Origin of the sequence: Castellaniella hirudinis (assembly GCF_042651965.1) — a bacterium.
In the GTDB taxonomy this organism is placed as follows: Bacteria; Pseudomonadota; Gammaproteobacteria; order Burkholderiales; family Burkholderiaceae_B; genus Castellaniella; species Castellaniella hirudinis.
Map to the genome: position 1 here is coordinate 338,202 of NZ_JBHSDY010000001.1, position 17,901 is coordinate 356,102.

Genomic DNA, 17,901 nt, shown 5'->3' on the forward strand with positions numbered 1-17,901 from the left:
GTCCAGCTACAGCGGCGCGATCCGCCCAAACTCGACCTGCACGGTCTGCGAGCGGCCCAGGATGGTCAGCAGCAAGGTGACGCGATCGGCCGAGACGGCCTGGACCAGGGCCTGGACGCCCGCCAGGGCGGGATCCCGCAGGCGCACGGCCATGCCGGGCTGGTAGGGGCTGATGTCGACCAGATCGGTGGTTTCGCGCAGGTCTTCCGCCTGGCGGATGGCCTGGACGGCGGCATCGGCCAGGGTCGCGGGCTGGTGGCCGAACATGACGAGCTTGCTGACGCCCACGGTGGAACGCACCACGGACAGGGACTGCGTCGCCCGGGTCGGCCGCAGGAACAGATAGCGGGGGAACATGGGTTCGTGGGCGGTCAGGGCGGGATCGGACGCAGGAGCGAACGGCCCGGACTGCGGGGTGGCGGACACACGCCGCCGCCCCGGTTCCCGGAAGACCTTGAACAGCGGCAGGTAGACCTCGAAGTCCTGGCGCCGCAGCTGTTCGGCGGCCGTCCGTTCCTGGCGAGGCTTGGTGTGGGCGACGTACCAGGCGGTGGGGAGATCCTCAGGCATGCAGCTCTTTTCTAAGCGCCTGGATCACCAGTTCGTTCAGCGCAACGCCGCGACGGCGCGCCTCTTGAGCGGCCTGCCGATGCAGTGCGCCCCCGACCCTCACATTGAAGCTCCCCTTGAATGGCTGGTCCGGCTGAACATCACGTTCCGCGCAGGACTCCAGATACCGGTCAACTGCATCACGGAAGGACTGCTGAACCGCTTCCACGCTGGCCCCATCGAACAAGATCAGATCGTTGATGAACTCGACCTTGCCGCACAGGCATTGATCTTCGGCGCTGAACTCCACCGAACCCAGATAGCCCTTGTATTCCAGCACGTTGTTCATAGAAAACCCCATTGGCGCAACTTGGCACATATCTCGCGAACTTGATAGACCTTCAGCACACCGCCCGGATGCGGTCGCGAGCAGACGATTCTATGCTCGCCTCCCTGCTCGCGCTGGTAGATAAACGATTTATGCGCCGATCCGCCGCCATGCTCGCGCAGCGCAAATCCGAAACTGCCCAGCAATGTGACAAGCTCTGTGAAGCGGAAGTCATGCGGCGTTGGGACCGAACAGAACCGATCCACCAATTTCTGATGCCTGGACATGATGATGCCTCGAAGTTTCCGCAACAGCAACTATTTATTAGTTGCTGTTGCATCAATGATCCAAGCAGCACTTTGTCTGGCTTCCTGGCAGACAGCCAGTCGGTCAAATCCTCACGGCTGATTTCGTCATAGCCGCAGGATCAATACGGCACCCGCACATCCGGGGCATCTGCGGGGAAATCCCGGTGATTGCGCGACACCAGCAGCATCCCGTGAATCTGGGCGGAAGCCCAGATGATGGCGTCCGGGAGCCGGATGCGGCGGTCCTTGCGGATGACGACGGCGCGGCCCGCCACCCGGTCATCCACCCCGATGCGTTCGAATGAATCCAGCCAGCGCCGGATCGTAGATTCTTCGTGCGGCGCAGCCCCCACCAGCACCTCCATCCAGGTGATGATGCTGATAGCTGGCCGCGCATGGCGTCCGATTTCCAGGCGCGCTTTTTCATGCCCGCTCAGGAAATCGATGAGCACGTTGGTATCGATCAGCGCTCTTACCATTCCGCTCTTTGCGCCTCCTGGTATTCGAGCCCGTCGATCGAGCGATCCCGCCAGAGACCAAACACCGCCGATGCATCACCCGGCGCATGACGCGCGAGATACGCATCGATGGCATCCCGGATGATGGCGGCGCGGGACCGCCCCTCAGTGTGCACTTTTGCGGCAAGGGCCTGCAATTGCGTTTCCGAGAGGTCGATGAGGATTCTGGCCATGGCTTTTGAGGCTTCACTAGATATCATTATCATATATCACCCAGAACCATGATCAAAGAAAATCCAGCATATCCGCCTGGACCACGCACTGTCAGCTTGCGACTTCTACGTAAGCCTGTCTCCTACCCGGATCACATCACAGCAAAAACTCGGGCGCCTTCCCCTTTCAAGGAAGGCGCCCGATGCGTGACACGGCGCCGGATGGCTGTCGCCATCCAGCCGGCCTGAAGATCAGGCCTCCGCGTGCTTGGCGGCCTCGACGGCGGCGTCGGTGTCATGCGGCGCGCCGTTGAAGAACAGGTTCAGCAGCACGGCCGACAGGGAGGTCAGCAAGATGCCCGATTCGATCAGCGGGTGGATGGCGTGCGGCATCCACTGGCGGAAGTTGGGCGCGACCACGGGAATCATGCCCATGCCGATGGAGATGGCGACGATCATGGCGTTGTTGCGGTTCTTGGCGAAGTCCACGCCGCCCAGGATGCGGATGCCGGTGGCGGTGACCATGCCGAACATCACGATCCCGGCGCCGCCCAGCACGACGGTGGGCAGGGACTCGACCAGCGCCGCCAGCTTCGGCAGCAAGCCCAGGACCAGCAGGATCACGCCGCTGGCCACGCAGACGAAGCGGCTGCGCACCCCGGTGACGGCGACCAGGCCGACGTTCTGGGAAAAGCTGGAATACGGGAAGGTATTGAAGATGCCGCCGATCAAGGTGCCCAGACCGTCGGTGCGCAGGCCGCGCGCCAGGTCCTTCTGGCCGATCTTCTTGCCGGTCATGTCGCCCAGGGCCAGGAACATGCCGGTGGATTCGATCAGGATCACGATCATGACCAGCACCATGGTCAGAATCATCCAGAGGTCGAACTTGGGCATGCCGAAATGGAAGGGCAGGACGACGTCGACCCAGTCGGCCTTGCCGACTTTTTCAAAGGTCATGATGCCCATGGCGGACGTGATCACGGCACCGACCACGATGCCCAGCAGCACCGCGATGTTGGCCAGGAAGCCCTTGCAGAACTTGGCGATCACCAGGATCGACAGCAGCACGATGCCGGCGATGCCCACGCCGGTCAGGTCGGCGTACTTGGGATTGGGCACCGTGGGCATGATGGCCAGGCCCTGCGGGATTTCAGGCAGGGGCGAACCCGGCGCGCCCGAGGCGGCCCGGATGTCCCGGAGCCAGTTGACGTAGTTGGGGTCGACCAGGGACGGCGCGGTGGGGCCGACGGGATTGCCGAAGATCCAGTTGATGCCCACGCGCATCAGGGTGATGCCGATGATGGCGATGATGGTACCGGTCACCACGGGCGGGAAGAAGCGCAGCAGCCGGCTGATCCAGGGCGCGATGATCATGGTGACGATCCCCGCCGCGATGATGGTGCCGAACAGCAGTTGCGCCCCCTCGTGCCCGGGTGTGGACTGGGCGATGTGGATCATGGGGCCGACGGGGGCGAAGCTGACGCCCATGATGACGGGCAGCTTGATCCCGAACCACGGGGTTGCACCCAGGGACTGGATGATGGTGGCGATGCCGCAGGCGAACAAGTCGGCGGCGATCAGCAGGGACACTTCGTGCGAATCCAGGCCCAGGACCCGGCCGATGATCAGGGGGACGGCCACGGCGCCGGCATACATCACCAGCACGTGCTGCAGCCCGAGGGCCGTCAACTGGCCCATCGGCAGGATCTCGTCCACCGGGGCGACGGTTTTGCTCATGTCTTGTCTCCAAGAATCGAGGCGCGTCCGTGTCCGGAGCGCCCTCATGTATGAAGTCTGAAAGGTTGAAAGCCAAAGTTTGAAAGCGCCTTTCCGGCGTTTTTCGGCCACTCTACCGGAGACGCTTCCGGGCAACCATGCTCGAAGCACGATAAGGACTTTTCGACCCGACGCATAATCCCGGGTAAACCCTGGGAGTTTTCAGGAAATTGTCATGAATCGGACAGGACGGCAGGGAAAGTACCTAGGGAGTGGAGGATCGCAGGCGTTCGATCCAGTGGCGGGTGGAGGCGTCGTGGCGGACGGCGGGGGCATGGCCGTCCGGGCCTGAGCGGTCCCGGCTGTCGGCCCCGGCGGCGGGTGAACCCTCGGCGGCCGATGCGTCCGGCCCCAGCTCGGCGATGATGCCGCGCGCCAGGACCTTGCCGTATTCGACGCCCCACTGATCGAAGGGGTCGATGCCCCAGATCACGCCCTGGGTGAAGACGCGGTGTTCATACAGGGCCAGCAGCGCGCCCAGGGAATACGGCGACAGGCGCGGCAGGGCGATCAGGTGGTTGGGGCGCCCGCCCGGATGCACGCGGTGCGGAGCCAGCCAGTCGGCGCGGGCCGCGTCCAGGCCTTCGGCCAGGCATTCGGCGCGCGCCTGGGCCAGGGTCTTGCCGCGCATCAGGGCCTCGCGCTGGGCCAGGCAGTTGGCCAGCAACTGGCGGTGGTGCGCCGGCCAGTGGTGGTCGGCCTCGCGGCACAGGATGAAGTCCACCGGGGCGCCGTCGCTGCCCTGATGCATCCATTGGAAAAAGGTGTGTTGCGCGTCGGTGCCCGGCATGCCCCAGACGGCGGGACCGGTGGGCACGCCCACGGGACGGCCGGCGACGTCCACCGACTTGCCCAGGGATTCCATGTCCAGTTGCTGGATGTAGGGCACCAGATTCGCCAGACGCGAATCGTAGGGCGCGATGTTCAGTGAACCGTGACCCAGCACGCTGCGGTTGGCAACGCCCGCCAACGCCATGCGCACGGGGGCGTTTTCCGCCAGGGGCGCCTGGACGAAATGCGCGTCCATGGCGGCGGCGCCCGCGCGCAGGCCCTCCAGCACGTCGACGCCCACGGCCAGCGCGGTGCTCAGGCTGACCGCCGACCACAGAGAGAACCGCCCCCCGACCCAGTCCCACAACTGGAAGATCTGATTTTCCGGCACGCCCCAGGCGCGCGCGCGGTCCGGCCGGGCGGTGACCGCGACCAGGTGGTTCGCCGGATCAAGACCGGCGCCGGCCAGCCATTCGCGGGCGCGGGCGCCGTTTTCCAGGGTTTCGGCGGTGGTGAAGGACTTGGAGACCAGCACGACCAGGGTTTCGCGCGGGTCCAGCCCCGCCAGCCCGCCCTCGATGGCATGGCCGTCGATGTTGGCGACGAAGCGCACATCGCGCCACGTGCCGGCGTAGCCAAAGGCCGTCACCGCCAGGCGCACACCCCAGTCGGATCCCCCGATGCCGATGTGCACGACGTGGCGCCAGCGCCGCCCGGCGTCCGCGCGCCGCACCCAGGCGTCCATGCGTTCGCGTTCGGCCTGCACTTCGGGCGTGGACTCCGGTGCGCGCAACAGCGTGTGCCAGGCTGCACGATCCTCGGTGAGGTTGACGACCTCGCCCGCCAGCAGGCGCGCACGCTGCGCCTCGAAGTCCCGTGCCCTCAGCAAGGCCTCGCCCGCCGCCATGAGCTCGGGTGAATGGCGCTGGCCGCTGGAATCCAGCGCCAGGCCGGGCGCCTCGATCAGGTCCAGCGCATCAGGACGCGGCGCGCAGGTCTGCGCCGTCAGCGCAAAGCGCTTCCATTCCGGAAGCTCAGTGAGGAGAGCGGGCGTGTCGGTGTGCTTGAGACGATCGGACATGGCGACGGGATCTGGATCGACGGGGTCGCCGGTCATTATGTCATGCTCAAACGCCAGACGGCCCCCGAAGGGGCCGCCGGTGTTCTACAACATCTCAAAGATCAGCAGCGCTCGAAAATCCCCGCCGCGCCCATGCCCGTGCCCACGCACATGGTCACCATGCCGTACTGCAGATTGCGGCGGCGCAGGGCGTGGATGGTAGTGGCGGCGCGGATCGCGCCGGTGGCGCCCAGGGGGTGGCCCAGGGCGATGGCGCCGCCCATGGGGTTGACCACGTCCTCGTTCAGGCCCAGGTCGCGGATGACGGCCAGGGACTGGGCGGCGAAGGCTTCGTTCAGTTCGATCCAGCCCAGTTGGTCCTGCGTCAGGCCGGCCTTCTTCAGGGCGAGCGGGATGGCTTCCTTGGGACCGATGCCCATGATGTCGGGCGGCACGCCGCGCACGGCGAAGGACACGAAGCGCGCCAGCGGCGTCAGATTGTGTGCTTTCAGGGCGCGCTCGGACACAACCAGCAGCGCGCCGGCGCCGTCGGAGGTCTGCGAGCTGTTGCCGGCGGTGACGCTGCCCTTGGCGGCGAACACGGGACGCAGGCGGGCCAGGGCTTCCAGGCTGGTGTCGGCGCGCGGGCCTTCGTCCAGGCTGACGGTGTGGCGGGTCTCGCGGACTTCGCCGGTCTTCAGGTCGGGGACGCGGCGCACGATCTCCACCGGCAGCATTTCATCGCTGAATTCGCCGGACTGCTGCGCGGCCAGGGCGCGCTGGTGCGAGCGCAGCGCGAAAGCGTCCTGGTCCTCGCGGGAAATGCTCCAGCGCTGGGCGACCTGCTCGGCGGTGGAACCCATGCCGTAGGCGATGCCGATGTTCTCGTCCTTCAGGTAGACGTCCGGGCTGAAGGAGGTGTTGATCCCCATGGTGGGCACCAGGCTCATGGATTCGGTGCCGCAGGCCAGCATCACGTCGGCCTCGCCCACGCGGATGCGGTCGGCCGCCATGGCGATGGCGGTCAGGCCGGACGCGCAGAAGCGGTTGACGGTGACGCCGCCGACGGATTGCGGCAGGCCGGCCAGCAGCGCGCCGACGCGCGCGACGTTCAGGCCCTGCGGGCCTTCGGGGATGGCGCAGCCGACGATGGCGTCCTCGATCGCGGCGGGGTCCAGACCGGGCGCCTGGGCCAGCACGCCCTGGATGGCCTTGGCCAGCAGTTCGTCGGGACGGGTATGGGAATACATGCCGCGCGGGGCTTTGCCGATGGGCGTGCGCGTCGCAGCGACGATATAGGCTTGTTGAAGGGCAGTCATTGAAAGTCTCCTTGTTCGGGGTTCCGGGCCGGCCGGCGGCCCGGGCTTCGTCTGCGACGCGTCAGTTCCGCACGGGCTTGCCGGTTTGCAGCAGGCCGGCAATGCGCTCTTGTGTCTTGGGGTTGGCGAGCAGGCCCAGGAAGGCCTTGCGCTCCAGCTGCAGCATCCAGGCCTCGTCAACCAGGCTGCCCGGATCGACGTCGCCGCCGCAGATGGCCGTGGCGACCTGTTCGGCGATGTGGAAGTCGTAGTCCGAGATGAAGCCGCCCACGCGCATGTTCACCAATTGCGCTTTCAGCGTGGCGATGGCGTCGCGGCCGGCCACGGGGAAGCGCGCCGCCAGCGGCGCGCGGTAGCCCTGTTCAGCCAGGTTGGCGGCTTCACGCACGGCCACGTACAGCAGTTCGTAGCGGTTCATGACGATGGGGTCGGAATCGCGCAGGAAGCCGATCTGGCGGGCTTCCAGGGCGGACTTGGACACACGCGCGGTGGCGACGGCCAGGACGAAATCCTTGACGTAGGCCAGCAGCGGGGCGTCCGGCGCGGACTGGGCCTGGATCTCGGCGGCGCGGCGGGCGCTGAAGGTGATGCCGCCGGCGCCCGGCACCAGGCCGATGCCGACTTCCACCAGACCGATGTAGCTTTCCAGGTGGGCGACGCGGCGGGCGCAATGCACGGACAGCTCGCAGCCGCCGCCCAGCGCCAGGCCGGCCACGGCCGCGACCACGGGCACCTGGGCGTAGCGCAGGCGCATGACCATGTCCTGCATTTCCTTCTGGATCGGCTCGACGGCCTTGATGCCGCCGGACATGAAGGCGGGCAGCATGGCTTTCAGGTCGGCGCCGGCGGAGAACGGATCGTCCAGTTGGGCGACGACCAGGGCCTTGTAGCCCTGCTCGGCCAGATCCACGGCGTGGATCACGCCGCGCACCACGTCCGGGCTGAGGGTGTGCATCTTGGTCTTGAACGACACCAGCAGCACGTCCTGGGGATGCGGCGCGGGCAGCGTCCAGCACAGCACGGCGTCGTCCTCATGCACCACGTTGGGCGTCAGGGCCGGGCCTTCGCCGACCAGGCGCGGGGCGCCGATCTGGCGCTGGTAGACCGGCAGCGCGCTGCGCGGCACGTAGGCGTTCGTCGCCGGGCTGTAGGAGCCTGCCGGCGTGTGCACGGCCTGCGTGTCCCAGACGGGACCGCCGGTGACCCAGGCGGGCAGCGGCGCGTCCGACAGGGTCTTGCCGGCGGCGATGTCTTCGTTGATCCATTCGGCGATCCGGCGCCAGCCGGCGGCCTGCCAGATCTCGAAGGGGCCGAAGCTGTGGCCGAAGCCCCACTTCATGGCCTGATCCAGTTCACGCGCGCTGTCGGCGATGTCGCCCAGGTGCACGGCGCTGTAATGGAAGGTGTCGCGCAGCACGGCCCAGACGAATTGCGCCTGGGGATGCGTGGAATCATGCAGCGCCTGCAGGCGCTTGGCGGGATCGCGTTCCTTCAGGATGTCCTTGACCTCGTCGTCGGCCTTCTCGCCGGAGGGGACGTAGGCGCCGGCCTGAGGGTCCAGGCGCAGGATGGCCTTGCCTTCCTTCTTGAAGAAACCGGCCTTGGCCTTCTGGCCCAGGGCGCCCTTTTCGATCAGGGCGGCCAGCACGGGCGGCACGCTGAAATGCGCGCGGAAGGGATCGTCGGGCAACTGGTTCTTCATCGTGTCGATGACGTGCGCCAGCGTGTCCAGGCCGACCACGTCGGCGGTGCGGTAGGTGCCGGACTTGGCGCGGCCCAGGCGGGTGCCGGTCAGGTCGTCCACCAGTTCATAGGGCAGGCCGAAGGCCTGGGTGTGATGGAAGACCGACAGGATGCCGAACACGCCGATGCGGTTGCCGATGAAGTTCGGCGTGTCCTTGGCGCGCACGACGCCCTTGCCCAGCTGCGACACCAGGAAGGTTTCCAGATGGTCCAGCAGCGCCGGCTCGGTGGCGGCGGTGGGGATCAGTTCGACCAGCGGCATGTAGCGCGGCGGGTTGAAGAAGTGCACGCCGCAGAAGCGGTGGCGCAGGGTCTCGGGCAGCGCCTCGGACAGGGACGTAATGGACAGGCCCGAGGTGTTGCTGGCGACGATGGCGTGCGGGTTCAGGGCCGGCGCCAGCTTGTGATACAGGTCGCGCTTCCAGTCCAGGCGCTCGGCGATGGCTTCGATGACGACGTCGCAATCGGCCAGCAGCGCCAGGTCTTCGTCGTAGTTGGCCGGCGTGATCAGGTCGGCCAGGGCATTGACGCCCAGGGGCGCGGGGTTGAGCTTCTTCAGTTGCGCGATGGCGCGCTGGACGATGCCGTCCTTGCCGCCCTGGCCGTCGTCCTTGGCCAGATCGAACAGCACGACCGGCACGCCGGCGTTGACGCAGTGGGCGGCGATCTGCGCGCCCATGACCCCGGCGCCGCACACCGCCACACGGCGGATGAACAGGGGGGCGGACTGGCTGGTTTGCATGATATTGTGTCCTCGCTGGTTTTAATGGGTTGGCCAAGGGTTTGGAGGCGGCTGAACGGGTTCCCGGCGGCTGCAGGCTTCGGGGGCGCGTCCAGGGTCTTCCCAGGCCGATTTTTTGATTGTCGCTGATTTACGATGAAAATTCAAACAATCGTTTGAATTTGAAGATCCTGCCGTAGGAATCCCTCCAGGTATTCCTATGGATGTTCCTGCAGATGCCTCTGTCGCTGCTCCAGTATTTCCCACATCATGGCCCGATTGCCCCGTCTCTATGCCCCGCGCGTCCCCCAACTGGTCCAGGCACGCTTCGCGCGCCCTCTGGCGCCGGCCGACGCCCCTGCCCCGGCAGCAGCCCTGGACCGGATCGGCGGCTGGCTGGCCGAGGAAACCGGACGCGCGGCGGCCACGCCGAATGCAGGCAATGCAGGATCGGCCGCAATCGCCGGCACCGTGGCCTTGCACGCCTGGGTCGTCCTGCCGGACCGGATCACGCTGCTGGCCACGCCGGGCGATGAAACCGCGCTGTCGCGCCTGATGCAGGCGCTGGGGCGGCGCATGGGTTCAGGCCTGGTACGCGCCCGCGTGTACGCAGGCCGCTACCGCAACGCCCTGCTGGAACCGGGACGCTGGGTGCTGCCGGCCATGATCTGGCTGGAATCCCTGCCCGTCTCGACCGGCCAGGTCGGCGCGGCGACGCAGTGGCCCTGGTCATCGGCGGCGGAGCATGCGGGGTTGAGCAGCGGGGGCGCCCGCCCGATCCTGACGGATCACCCCGACTACTGGCGCGAAGGCGATACCCCCTTCGCCCGCCAGGCGGCCTGGCGCAATCGCCTGGCCGCCGGTCCGGGTGAATCACAAAGCCTGCCGATCGAGGCGGCATTGTCGGGACAATGGGCGCTGGGGGAAAAGATCTTCCTGACCCACCTGGGACGCCTGGCGTCCCGGCGGGTCAGCCCGGCGCCGCGGGGAAGGCCGAGAAAGGAGAGTTAGGGCAGCTCAACGTGGCAAGGCCAGATGCACCTTGATCGCATCTTCAAGTGCCAGCATGTCCGCTTTGCTCAAGCTGCCGACTTGATCCTTGAGCCGTGATTTGTCTGCCGCCATGATCTGGTCCACCATGGCCTTACTGGCCTGCCCATTGACCGTCACCAAGGCTTCACCTGGATACTGGCGCGCCACCTGGCTGGTCAACGGCACGACGACGACTCGTGTCAAATGCCGGTTAGCCGCATTATTGCTGACGATCACGGCAGGCCGAGTCTTGCGCACCTCGCTGCCCACTGCGGGATCGAACTCAACCCACCAGGCCTCACCGCGCCGCATGGGTGTCCTTCTTGATCATCGGCGAAGGAGAGGGGTCGTCCGCCAGATCGCCTGCCAGGCCGTTGCACCATGCTTGAGCCTCATGTTCGCGTGCTTCGTCCGCTGCCATGGCCTGATAACCACGGTCCAGAGAATCGCCCAGGACATGCGGCCTGAGCAGGTCTTCGATAAATTGACTCATATGGCGCCTCCCCACTGTCCGGTACAGGCCTTCGTAGACTTCTTCGTCCAACGTGATGGTCATTCTCTTATGCACGACGCACCTCAAATACGTTATGCGCATAACGTATCATAGGTCGCATGATCGAGTCCACGAAATAGCCTTTAAAAGTGCACTATACGGCCCCATCACACGCCATTCATTGCCAGATAGGCGCTTTTGACCCATCAAGACCGTAGTTCTGCTGCTGAATATGGCGCTCTCCCCATAGCAAAAATCCCATGCGCTCGAAAAAGAGGGCATGGGACGGATTTGTCGCAGCAGAAGGTGGGTCAGAACGAGCTGGTCACTTCCATGAAGAAGGTGCGGCCGGGCTGGTTGTAGGTGTAGGCGCCGGCGCCGTAGATGTAGTTGGCGTTGTCCATGTTGACGCCGATCGCATTGCCCCGGCGGAAGATACGCTTATCGAACAGATTGTCCACGCCCGCCGTCACACGGAAGTGCTTGTTGACCTTGTACTGCGTGCTCAGGCCGAAGACCGCGTAGGGCGGGATCTTGTCGGTGGCGCTGCCCGTCAGCGGCTGGCCGTAGTAGTCGTACTTCGGACCTTCCTGCTCGCCGTAGACGGTGGCCTTGGCGCGCAGCGACCAGGCCGGCGTCACGGACCAGTCCAGGGTGCTGTTGACCGTGTATTCGGGAATGGTGGACAGGTGCTCGCCCGTGTCCTTGTTCTTCGACTCGATCATGTAGGTGAAGTTGGTGGACCACAGCCAGTCCTGGGCGAAGGGCCAGGTCAGGTTGCCCTCGATCCCTTGCACGACGGCGCGGGGGATGTTTTCCCATTGGAAGACATTCTGCTTGAACTTGGTGCTGCCGACGAAGGAATCGATGGGGGTGCGTCCCGCCTCGATCTTGTCGCGATAGTCATTGTGGAAATAGGTCAGGCTGGCGCCCAGGCCGTCCGGGCTGCGGAATTCGATCCCCAATTCCTTGTTGATGCTGGTTTCCGCCTTCAGGTCCGAATTCCCCAGCAGGAAGCAGCCCTCCGTGCCGCCCGGCGGATTGCCCCAGCAGCCGTTGCCCGCGCTATACAGCAGATAGCCGGCATTGCTCTGATACAGATTGGGCGCCTTGTAGGCCCGCGCGATGCCGGCCTTGACCGTCCATTGCTCGTTGACCATATAGGACAGGTTCAGCGACGGGCTCCAGTTATTGCCCTGAAGGCTATGGTGATCAAAGCGCAGGCCCGGCGTCACGGTCCAATGATCGCCGATGTACAGATTGTCCTCGGCGAACACGGAATAGATATTGGCATGCGCCTTGGGGTTGTAGGCGAACGGCACCTTGGGCATCTTGGCGCTCGGGATATTGCGCGAGGCCAGATCGGAAGAATAATCCTCCAGATCCTGGCGCACCCATTCCAGGCCGAACGTCCCCATCTGGTCGATGCCGCCCCAGTCCAGGCGCCGGCTCAACTCGGTATGGGCCGTCAGCGTGCGCAGATTGATGTCCCCGTAGCCGCCATCCTTGACCGCCGCATTGGTCGGGTCGTTGAACGCGCCCTCAGTCCCTCCGGCCAGGCCTTCCAACAAGCGCGTGTTGCGCGTCTGCTCGTATTGCAGGTAACTGAGGGTATGGGTGTCGGCATTCCAGTCGCCATTGTGCGTGATGGAATAGGCCTGTCGATAGACGCGGTTGGTTTCTCCGCCCAGTTCACGCTTGACCATCGGATTGGTGTTCGTGTTCTGCGTGTCGCCGACGTAGATGTTGCCCTGGCGCCCGTAGCTGGCCTCGAAATCGAACTGATGCCCAGCGGTCGGCTTCCAGCTCAACACGCCATTCATGTCCCGGTTTTTGAAACCTTCACGGCCGGCCGGGAACGTGCCCTTGTTGCCGCCGCCGCGCAACGACGCATGATCCTGATTGATGTCATACGCATCCCCCTGGAAATTCGCCGCGCTGCCGTTCAGGCGGAAACCCAGGGTATCGGAGATCGGGCCGGCCAGGCTGAAGGTCGTGCGGCTGGTCGAGCCTTCGTCGCCGTGCTCGGGCAGATTGCCATAGACGGTCACGGAGCCGGTCAGCGTGTCCGCGACCGGCTTGGTGATGATGTTCACCACGCCGCCGGCCGCGCCGTTGCCGTAGCGCGCGGCGGCGGGGCCGCGCAGGACTTCGATGCGCTCGATCTGTTCGGGCGGCACCCAGTTGGTGTCGCCGCGCGTGTCGCGTTCGCCGCGCCAGCCGAAGCGCACCGATCCACGCGAAGACACGGGCTTGCCGTCGATCAGGATCAGGGTGTTTTCCGGACCCATGCCGCGGATGTCGATCTGGCGGTTGTTGCCGCGCTGGCCGCTGGAGGAATTGCCGGTCAGGTTCACGCCCGGCATGGTGCGGATGATCTCCGACACATCGGTGGCGGGCGGCGATTTCTGGATGTCCTCGGCCGTGATGGTGGACGCGCCCGGAGTCTGTTTCAGTTCCTGTTCGGCTTTGACGACGACCCGGTCGAGCTGGGCGACACCATCAGATGATTGCGCACCCGCCGGGGCGGTGGCCAGGCCCAAGGCAATGAGCAGGCCGAGCGGCGGCAGGGCGCAGCCCTGGAGCTTGGAGACGGACATGGGGGATTCCTTCGATTGCTGCGAGGTTTAAAAATAAGTCAATAATATAAACGATAATCATTCCTGTTTACAATTTCAGCATTTCCTCACTTTGATCCTCCGCAAACACCGGCCGCCCTACCCGCCCGACAGCGCCGCCACCGGATCGAGCCGGGCCGCCGCACGCGCCGGCATCAGGCCGGAAGCCAGGCCCGTGGCGACGGCGCAGCCGAAAGCGCCCAGGATGGCGGTCAGCGAAAACACCAGTTCGGCGCCCGCCGCCAGCAGCGCCGTCCCGATGCCAAGCCCCAGCGCCACGCCGGCGGCGCCGCCGCACACGGACACCAGGGCGGCCTCGGTCAGGAACTGGCGGCGGATATCGCGCTGGCGCGCGCCGACCGCCATGCGGATGCCGATCTCCCGCGTGCGTTCGCGCACCGTCATCAGCATGACGTTCATGACGCCGATCCCGCCGACCAGCAGGGACACGGCGGCGATCAGGCCCAGCATCAAGGTCATGGCGTTGCGCGATTCGGCGGCGGCCTGCAGCTTGGCCGCCGCATTGCCGATGCTGAAACTCTCGCGGCCGTGGCGCGCGCGCAGCAGGTCCCGCATGGCCGCCTCGGCCGCGACGGCGTCCTGCGGCGAACGCGCCTCGATGACGGCGTATTCGGGTTCGCCGATGGCGGTGAAGACGCGCGCGCGGCCCGTGTCGAACGGAATGAAGGCCTGATCGTCGTAATTTTCCGAGCCCGATTCGGCGCCCTTGGCGCTCATGACGCCGATCACCTCGAACGGCGTGGCGTCGACCAGCACGAGCTGGCCGATGGGATCGGCCACGTCGGGCAGCAGCCGCTGCCGCAGTCGGCTGCCCAGGACCACGACCGGTGCCAGTTCGCGGTTTTCGGCGGCGATGTGGAATCGCCCCAGGGCGACGGGCCAGCGGTGGATGGCCGGCAGATCGGCCGTGCTGGCGACGACGTAGGAAGGCCGCGAATACGCGCCGTGGCGCAGCATGACCGGATTGCCGATCACCGGCATGACGTGCGCGATTTCGGGCAGCTCGGCGACCGCCGCGAGATCGTCCAGGGTGACGACGCCGGCCACGCCGCCCTCGGGCGCGACGCCGCCGCTGACGTACAGGATGGCGGCGCCCAGGGCGCCCATCTGGCGCACGACCTGCTCTTTGGCGCCGCGGCCGATGGCCAGCATGACGATGACCGAGGCGACGCCGGCCACGATGCCCAGCAGGGTCAGGGCGGTGCGCACGCGATTGAGCGCCATGGCCCGCCAGGCGGCGCGCCAGGACTCGGCCAGGGCGGAAGCAGCGGGCGCGTGGTCCGCGCCGCTGCGGCCGCTCCGGCGACGGCCGCCCTGCCCGGCCGCGCGGCCATCGCGGGCCGGCGCCCCTGGCGCGCCCGCGCCGCCTTCAGGCTCCGGCGCGTCGGACGGCGCATCGCCTCCCTCACCAGGCCGGTCACCGACCACGCGCCCGTCGCGGATCTCGATGACGCGCCGGGCGCGGGCGGCCACCTGCGGATCGTGCGTGATGAGGATGATCGTATGGCCCTGGGCGGACAGTTCATCGAACAAGGCCATGACCTCGGCGCCGCTCTGCGTATCCAGGGCGCCCGTCGGTTCGTCGGCCAGGATGACGCGGCCGCCGTTGGCCAGGGCGCGCGCGATCGACACGCGCTGCTGCTGGCCGCCGGATAGCTGGGCCGGACGGTGCGCCAGCCGCCCGCCCATGCCCAGGCGCTCCAGCAGCGCGGCGGCCCGCCGCTCGCGGGCCTCGCGGTCTTCTCCCGCGTAAAGCGCCGGCAGCGCGGCGTTTTCCAGCGCGCTGTCGGTCGGGATCAGGTGGTAGCCCTGGAACACGAAGCCGAAAGCCTCCCGGCGCAGCCGCGCCCGCTCGTCGGCCGGCAGGGCCGCGACGTCGCGGCCCTCGAAATGATAGGCGCCGCTGTCGGGCCGATCCAGACAGCCCAGGATGTGCATCAGCGTGGATTTCCCGGAGCCGGACGCGCCGACGATGGCGACGTATTCGCCTTCGCGGATGGACAGTGATACATCGCTCAGCGCCCGGGCGGCCGGCGCGCCGCCGGCGCCGCCGTAGGACCGGCCGACGCCCTCGAGTCGGATCAGGGCGCTCACAGCACGAAGCGGGGCATGCCGCCGTCCGGCGCGCGATCGCCCAGGATCAGGAGTTCGCCCTCGGACAGGCCCTCCAGCACCTCGGCCGCGCGGCGGTCGCGCGCGCCGATCCGGATGATCCGCTGGACCGCGCGGCCCTTTTCCAGGACCCGGACCCGGTAGGTCCGGACGGCGTCGGCGTCCCGGTCCAGACCGGCGCCCGCCCCGTCCCCCGCCGGGCGCAGCGCCGCCAGGGGCGCCAGCACGGCGTCTTCGACCTGGCGCGTGACGAAGGCCACCTGCGCGCTCATCCGGGGCAGCAGGGCGCGGTCCGGATTGGGCACGTCGAACAGCACGGTGTAGAACACGGCCTTGGCGCCGACGGCGGGCTGCGGCGCGGCGCCGCCCGCGGCGTCGGCCGGCTCGGGCTGCGGCATGGGCAGCACCTGCCGGACCGTGCCGCGCCACTGCCGGCCGTCCTGGGCCAGGGTCGTGAAGACGGCCTCCATGCCTACGCGCAGGCGCGGGATGTCGGCCTCAGACACCTGCGTCCACACGGTCATGGCCGACAGGTCCGCGATGCGCAGCAGGTTGGGCGTCTGGTAGGTCGCGTTCAGGGTCTGGCCGGGCCGCGCCTCCAGCGACACGATGGTGCCGGCGATCGGCGCGTAGATCCGGCTGTAGCCCAGCCGCGCCTCGTCGCCCTTCAGCGAAGCCCGGGTGCGGCGGATGTCGGCCTCGATGCGCCGCACGACCGCCTCGGCGGCCAGCAGGCCGGCCCGCGCGGCATCGGCCTGCTGGGCGGGCGTGGCGCCGGCTTGCAACAGGCGCTGGTGGCGACCAGAGTCCGCCCGCGCCAGCGTCGCGGCGGCGCGGGCCTCGTCCCACTGGGCGCGCAGGGCATCCAGCGAGGCGCGGCCCGCGTCCACGGTCGCCTGCTGCACGGACGCGTCGATCTCCACCAGCAGATCGCCGGGGCTGACCGTGTCGCCCGGCTGGACGTGGATCTTCTGGATCTGCCCGGACACCTGCGCGCCCACGTCCACGTAGTGCCGGGGCCGCAGGGTGCCCAGCGCATGGACGGTGGCGCGCACCTGGCCGCGCTCGACCCGCGCCACCTCGTACGCGGACGGCGCCGGACGCCCGGCCCAGACCGCCGTGGCGGCCGCCGCCAGGGCCAGCAGGATCCAGCCGGCGCGCACGCGCCAGCGGCGGGCGCCGCCGGAAGCCGCCGAACCGCGCATCATCCGCGCAGGTCGATGCGCACGACGCTTTCCAGGCCGTCGGCCCGATAGGCGGGATGCTTGTCGTCGTGCGGTCCCTTGATCGTGGCGTACAGGACCTGGCCGTCGGCCGACAGGGCCAGGCTGTTCGGGTGCGCCGGCAGGTCGTGGCGGACCTTCACGGCATAGGTCGTGCCGTCGATCACCGTGATCGCGCCCGTGCCCAGGGGGTGGGCGCGCGAGGCGCCCCGGTTGCTCAGGTAGATCTCGTCGCGGACCGGGTTGTAGAGGACGTCCAGGGCGCTTTCACCCACGGGGGTAGTCGCCAGGACACGGCCGGTCGCGGTGTCGAAAACGACCAGGCGGCCGCTGTTGGCGTCGGCGGCGAACAGGCGCGCGCCCTGATCGTCCAATGCGACATTCACCAGAAAAGGCTCGGCGCCGTCCACGGCATCGCGGCGCAGGATCTTGCCGCTGTCCGGGTCGATGACGGTCACGCCGTAGTCGCCGCCCTGGCCGACGTACAGGCGGTTCGAGGCCGCGTCATAGGCCGCGCCGGCGGGCCATTTGCGCAGGCCGGACAAGGTGTGCAGGATGACGCCGCGCTTCAGGTCCACGATCCAGACTTTGCCCGCCGTGTCGGGATTGGTGACGAACATGCGGCCGCCCGCCTCGTCCAGCACGATCTGGCGGACGTGTTCGACGCCGCCCTTGGCTTTGGCCTGCCCGAGCCGGTAGTTCGCGGCCTTGCCGGCCTTCAGGTCGATGGCCTGCACGATGCCGTTCAGGGTGTTGCCGGCGTACAGCGTGTCCGTGCGCGCATCATAGGCCAGGCCGTAGGGCTTGCGGTCGGTCTGGATGACGGCCTTGGTGGCCAGGGTGTCCGGGTCCAGCCGGTAGATCGCGCCGCCCTCGTCGGCCTTGAAGCTCTGGCCCGAGGACGCCACGAACACGTCGCCGTCGGCCACCACCAGTTCATAAAGCCCTGGGGCGAGATCGCGGCGCAGGACCGCCTGCCGCGCCGGGGCCTGGGCTTGCGCGTCCGGGCCGGCCTTGCTGGGCTGTCCATCCGGTGCGGCGCATGCGGCCAGCGCGGCGCACAGAACGAGCAGGCCCAGGCGGACCGGCGCGCGGCCGGCCGACGGAAGAGAGGAGAATCGAGTCTGCATGAGGTGAATTCCTTTCAGAGGGAAGTG

General features: G+C 67.4%; 17 protein-coding genes. 2 read left to right on the plus strand and 15 right to left on the minus strand.

Annotated elements, in window-relative coordinates; genetic code table 11:
• Nucleotides 1–6 precede the first annotated feature (6 nt).
• The 3 genes from nusG to ACFO0J_RS01715 are packed head-to-tail and all read right to left on the minus strand — an operon-like array spanning nt 7 to nt 1,080.
• The gene (gene nusG / locus ACFO0J_RS01705; RefSeq protein WP_376811332.1) at nt 7–570 is read right to left on the minus strand and encodes a transcription termination/antitermination protein NusG; all 564 of its coding nucleotides are present in this window, start codon (nt 568–570) and stop codon (nt 7–9) included.
• Nucleotides 563–898, minus strand: a complete 336-nt coding sequence (locus tag ACFO0J_RS01710) for a type II toxin-antitoxin system HicB family antitoxin (protein ID WP_376811333.1) — start codon at nt 896–898, stop codon at nt 563–565. Before ACFO0J_RS01710 ends, nusG begins: the two co-directional genes overlap by 8 nt.
• The gene (locus ACFO0J_RS01715) at nt 895–1,080 is read right to left on the minus strand and encodes a hypothetical protein (protein ID WP_376811426.1); all 186 of its coding nucleotides are present in this window, start codon (nt 1,078–1,080) and stop codon (nt 895–897) included. The genes ACFO0J_RS01710 and ACFO0J_RS01715 overlap by 4 nt, the downstream gene beginning before the upstream one ends.
• On the opposite strand from ACFO0J_RS01715, the gene ACFO0J_RS01720 reads away from it, so the two are divergent.
• Nucleotides 991–1,296, plus strand: a complete 306-nt coding sequence (locus ACFO0J_RS01720; RefSeq protein ID WP_376811429.1) for a hypothetical protein — start codon at nt 991–993, stop codon at nt 1,294–1,296. The two genes, ACFO0J_RS01715 and ACFO0J_RS01720, sit on opposite strands and share 90 nt — an antisense overlap.
• A gap of 8 nt (nt 1,297–1,304) precedes the next feature.
• Here the strand turns inward: ACFO0J_RS01720 and ACFO0J_RS01725 are convergent, their stop codons facing one another.
• From ACFO0J_RS01725 to ACFO0J_RS01750, 6 genes are all read right to left on the minus strand, one after another.
• Nucleotides 1,305–1,664 carry a type II toxin-antitoxin system VapC family toxin gene (locus ACFO0J_RS01725; RefSeq protein WP_376811334.1) on the minus strand — a complete coding sequence of 120 codons (360 nt, stop codon included), beginning with the start codon at nt 1,662–1,664 and terminating at the stop codon, nt 1,305–1,307.
• On the minus strand, nt 1,658–1,876 hold the full coding sequence (locus tag ACFO0J_RS01730; protein ID WP_376811335.1) for a ribbon-helix-helix domain-containing protein: 219 nt from the start codon (nt 1,874–1,876) through the stop codon (nt 1,658–1,660). The genes ACFO0J_RS01725 and ACFO0J_RS01730 overlap by 7 nt, the downstream gene beginning before the upstream one ends.
• A 231-nt stretch (nt 1,877–2,107) precedes the next feature.
• Nucleotides 2,108–3,592 carry a nucleobase:cation symporter-2 family protein gene (locus ACFO0J_RS01735; RefSeq protein WP_376811336.1) on the minus strand — a complete coding sequence of 495 codons (1,485 nt, stop codon included), beginning with the start codon at nt 3,590–3,592 and terminating at the stop codon, nt 2,108–2,110.
• A gap of 244 nt (nt 3,593–3,836) precedes the next feature.
• Entirely contained in the window at nt 3,837–5,483 is a 1,647-nt protein-coding gene (pgi, locus tag ACFO0J_RS01740; protein WP_376811427.1) for a glucose-6-phosphate isomerase, read from the minus strand.
• Nucleotides 5,484–5,584: 101 nt separating this feature from the next.
• Nucleotides 5,585–6,781, minus strand: a complete 1,197-nt coding sequence (locus ACFO0J_RS01745) for an acetyl-CoA C-acyltransferase (protein ID WP_376811337.1) — start codon at nt 6,779–6,781, stop codon at nt 5,585–5,587.
• A gap of 61 nt (nt 6,782–6,842) precedes the next feature.
• A complete protein-coding gene (locus ACFO0J_RS01750; RefSeq protein ID WP_376811338.1) occupies nt 6,843–9,266 on the minus strand; it encodes a 3-hydroxyacyl-CoA dehydrogenase/enoyl-CoA hydratase family protein in 2,424 nt (807 codons plus the stop codon).
• A gap of 249 nt (nt 9,267–9,515) precedes the next feature.
• On the opposite strand from ACFO0J_RS01750, the gene ACFO0J_RS01755 reads away from it, so the two are divergent.
• Nucleotides 9,516–10,256, plus strand: coding sequence for a hypothetical protein (locus ACFO0J_RS01755; protein ID WP_376811339.1), 741 nt, complete (start codon nt 9,516–9,518; stop codon nt 10,254–10,256).
• Between the two features lie 6 nt (nt 10,257–10,262).
• Here ACFO0J_RS01755 and ACFO0J_RS01760 read toward each other — a convergent pair whose 3' ends face one another.
• The 6 genes from ACFO0J_RS01760 to ACFO0J_RS01785 all read right to left on the minus strand — a co-directional run bounded on the left by ACFO0J_RS01760 (nt 10,263) and on the right by ACFO0J_RS01785 (nt 17,874).
• Entirely contained in the window at nt 10,263–10,589 is a 327-nt protein-coding gene (locus ACFO0J_RS01760) for a type II toxin-antitoxin system PemK/MazF family toxin (protein WP_376811340.1), read from the minus strand.
• On the minus strand, nt 10,576–10,833 hold the full coding sequence (locus ACFO0J_RS01765) for an addiction module antitoxin (RefSeq protein WP_376811341.1): 258 nt from the start codon (nt 10,831–10,833) through the stop codon (nt 10,576–10,578). The genes ACFO0J_RS01760 and ACFO0J_RS01765 overlap by 14 nt, the downstream gene beginning before the upstream one ends.
• A gap of 248 nt (nt 10,834–11,081) precedes the next feature.
• On the minus strand, nt 11,082–13,370 hold the full coding sequence (locus tag ACFO0J_RS01770) for a TonB-dependent siderophore receptor (RefSeq protein WP_376811342.1): 2,289 nt from the start codon (nt 13,368–13,370) through the stop codon (nt 11,082–11,084).
• Between the two features lie 117 nt (nt 13,371–13,487).
• Nucleotides 13,488–15,503 (minus strand): ABC transporter permease, encoded by a 2,016-nt coding sequence (locus ACFO0J_RS01775; protein ID WP_376811343.1) that lies wholly within the window; start codon nt 15,501–15,503, stop codon nt 13,488–13,490.
• Nucleotides 15,500–16,729, minus strand: a complete 1,230-nt coding sequence (locus ACFO0J_RS01780) for an efflux RND transporter periplasmic adaptor subunit (protein WP_376811344.1) — start codon at nt 16,727–16,729, stop codon at nt 15,500–15,502. Before ACFO0J_RS01780 ends, ACFO0J_RS01775 begins: the two co-directional genes overlap by 4 nt.
• Nucleotides 16,726–17,874, minus strand: a complete 1,149-nt coding sequence (locus ACFO0J_RS01785) for a YncE family protein (protein WP_376811345.1) — start codon at nt 17,872–17,874, stop codon at nt 16,726–16,728. Before ACFO0J_RS01785 ends, ACFO0J_RS01780 begins: the two co-directional genes overlap by 4 nt.
• Between the last annotated feature and the right edge of the window lie 27 nt (nt 17,875–17,901).

What these genes read in the sequence shown, in the direction of transcription:
- nusG (WP_376811332.1), bottom strand. Translation starts at nt 570, where the DNA reads ATGCCTGAGGATCTCCCCACCGCCTGGTACGTCGCCCACACCAAGCCT.
- ACFO0J_RS01710 (WP_376811333.1), bottom strand. Translation starts at nt 898, where the DNA reads ATGAACAACGTGCTGGAATACAAGGGCTATCTGGGTTCGGTGGAGTTC.
- ACFO0J_RS01720 (WP_376811429.1), top strand. Translation starts at nt 991, where the DNA reads ATGCTCGCCTCCCTGCTCGCGCTGGTAGATAAACGATTTATGCGCCGA.
- ACFO0J_RS01725 (WP_376811334.1), bottom strand. Translation starts at nt 1,664, where the DNA reads ATGGTAAGAGCGCTGATCGATACCAACGTGCTCATCGATTTCCTGAGC.
- ACFO0J_RS01730 (WP_376811335.1), bottom strand. Translation starts at nt 1,876, where the DNA reads ATGGCCAGAATCCTCATCGACCTCTCGGAAACGCAATTGCAGGCCCTT.
- ACFO0J_RS01735 (WP_376811336.1), bottom strand. Translation starts at nt 3,592, where the DNA reads ATGAGCAAAACCGTCGCCCCGGTGGACGAGATCCTGCCGATGGGCCAG.
- pgi (WP_376811427.1), bottom strand. Translation starts at nt 5,483, where the DNA reads ATGTCCGATCGTCTCAAGCACACCGACACGCCCGCTCTCCTCACTGAG.
- ACFO0J_RS01745 (WP_376811337.1), bottom strand. Translation starts at nt 6,781, where the DNA reads ATGACTGCCCTTCAACAAGCCTATATCGTCGCTGCGACGCGCACGCCC.
- ACFO0J_RS01750 (WP_376811338.1), bottom strand. Translation starts at nt 9,266, where the DNA reads ATGCAAACCAGCCAGTCCGCCCCCCTGTTCATCCGCCGTGTGGCGGTG.
- ACFO0J_RS01755 (WP_376811339.1), top strand. Translation starts at nt 9,516, where the DNA reads ATGGCCCGATTGCCCCGTCTCTATGCCCCGCGCGTCCCCCAACTGGTC.
- ACFO0J_RS01760 (WP_376811340.1), bottom strand. Translation starts at nt 10,589, where the DNA reads ATGCGGCGCGGTGAGGCCTGGTGGGTTGAGTTCGATCCCGCAGTGGGC.
- ACFO0J_RS01765 (WP_376811341.1), bottom strand. Translation starts at nt 10,833, where the DNA reads ATGACCATCACGTTGGACGAAGAAGTCTACGAAGGCCTGTACCGGACA.
- ACFO0J_RS01770 (WP_376811342.1), bottom strand. Translation starts at nt 13,370, where the DNA reads ATGTCCGTCTCCAAGCTCCAGGGCTGCGCCCTGCCGCCGCTCGGCCTG.
- ACFO0J_RS01780 (WP_376811344.1), bottom strand. Translation starts at nt 16,729, where the DNA reads ATGATGCGCGGTTCGGCGGCTTCCGGCGGCGCCCGCCGCTGGCGCGTG.
- ACFO0J_RS01785 (WP_376811345.1), bottom strand. Translation starts at nt 17,874, where the DNA reads ATGCAGACTCGATTCTCCTCTCTTCCGTCGGCCGGCCGCGCGCCGGTC.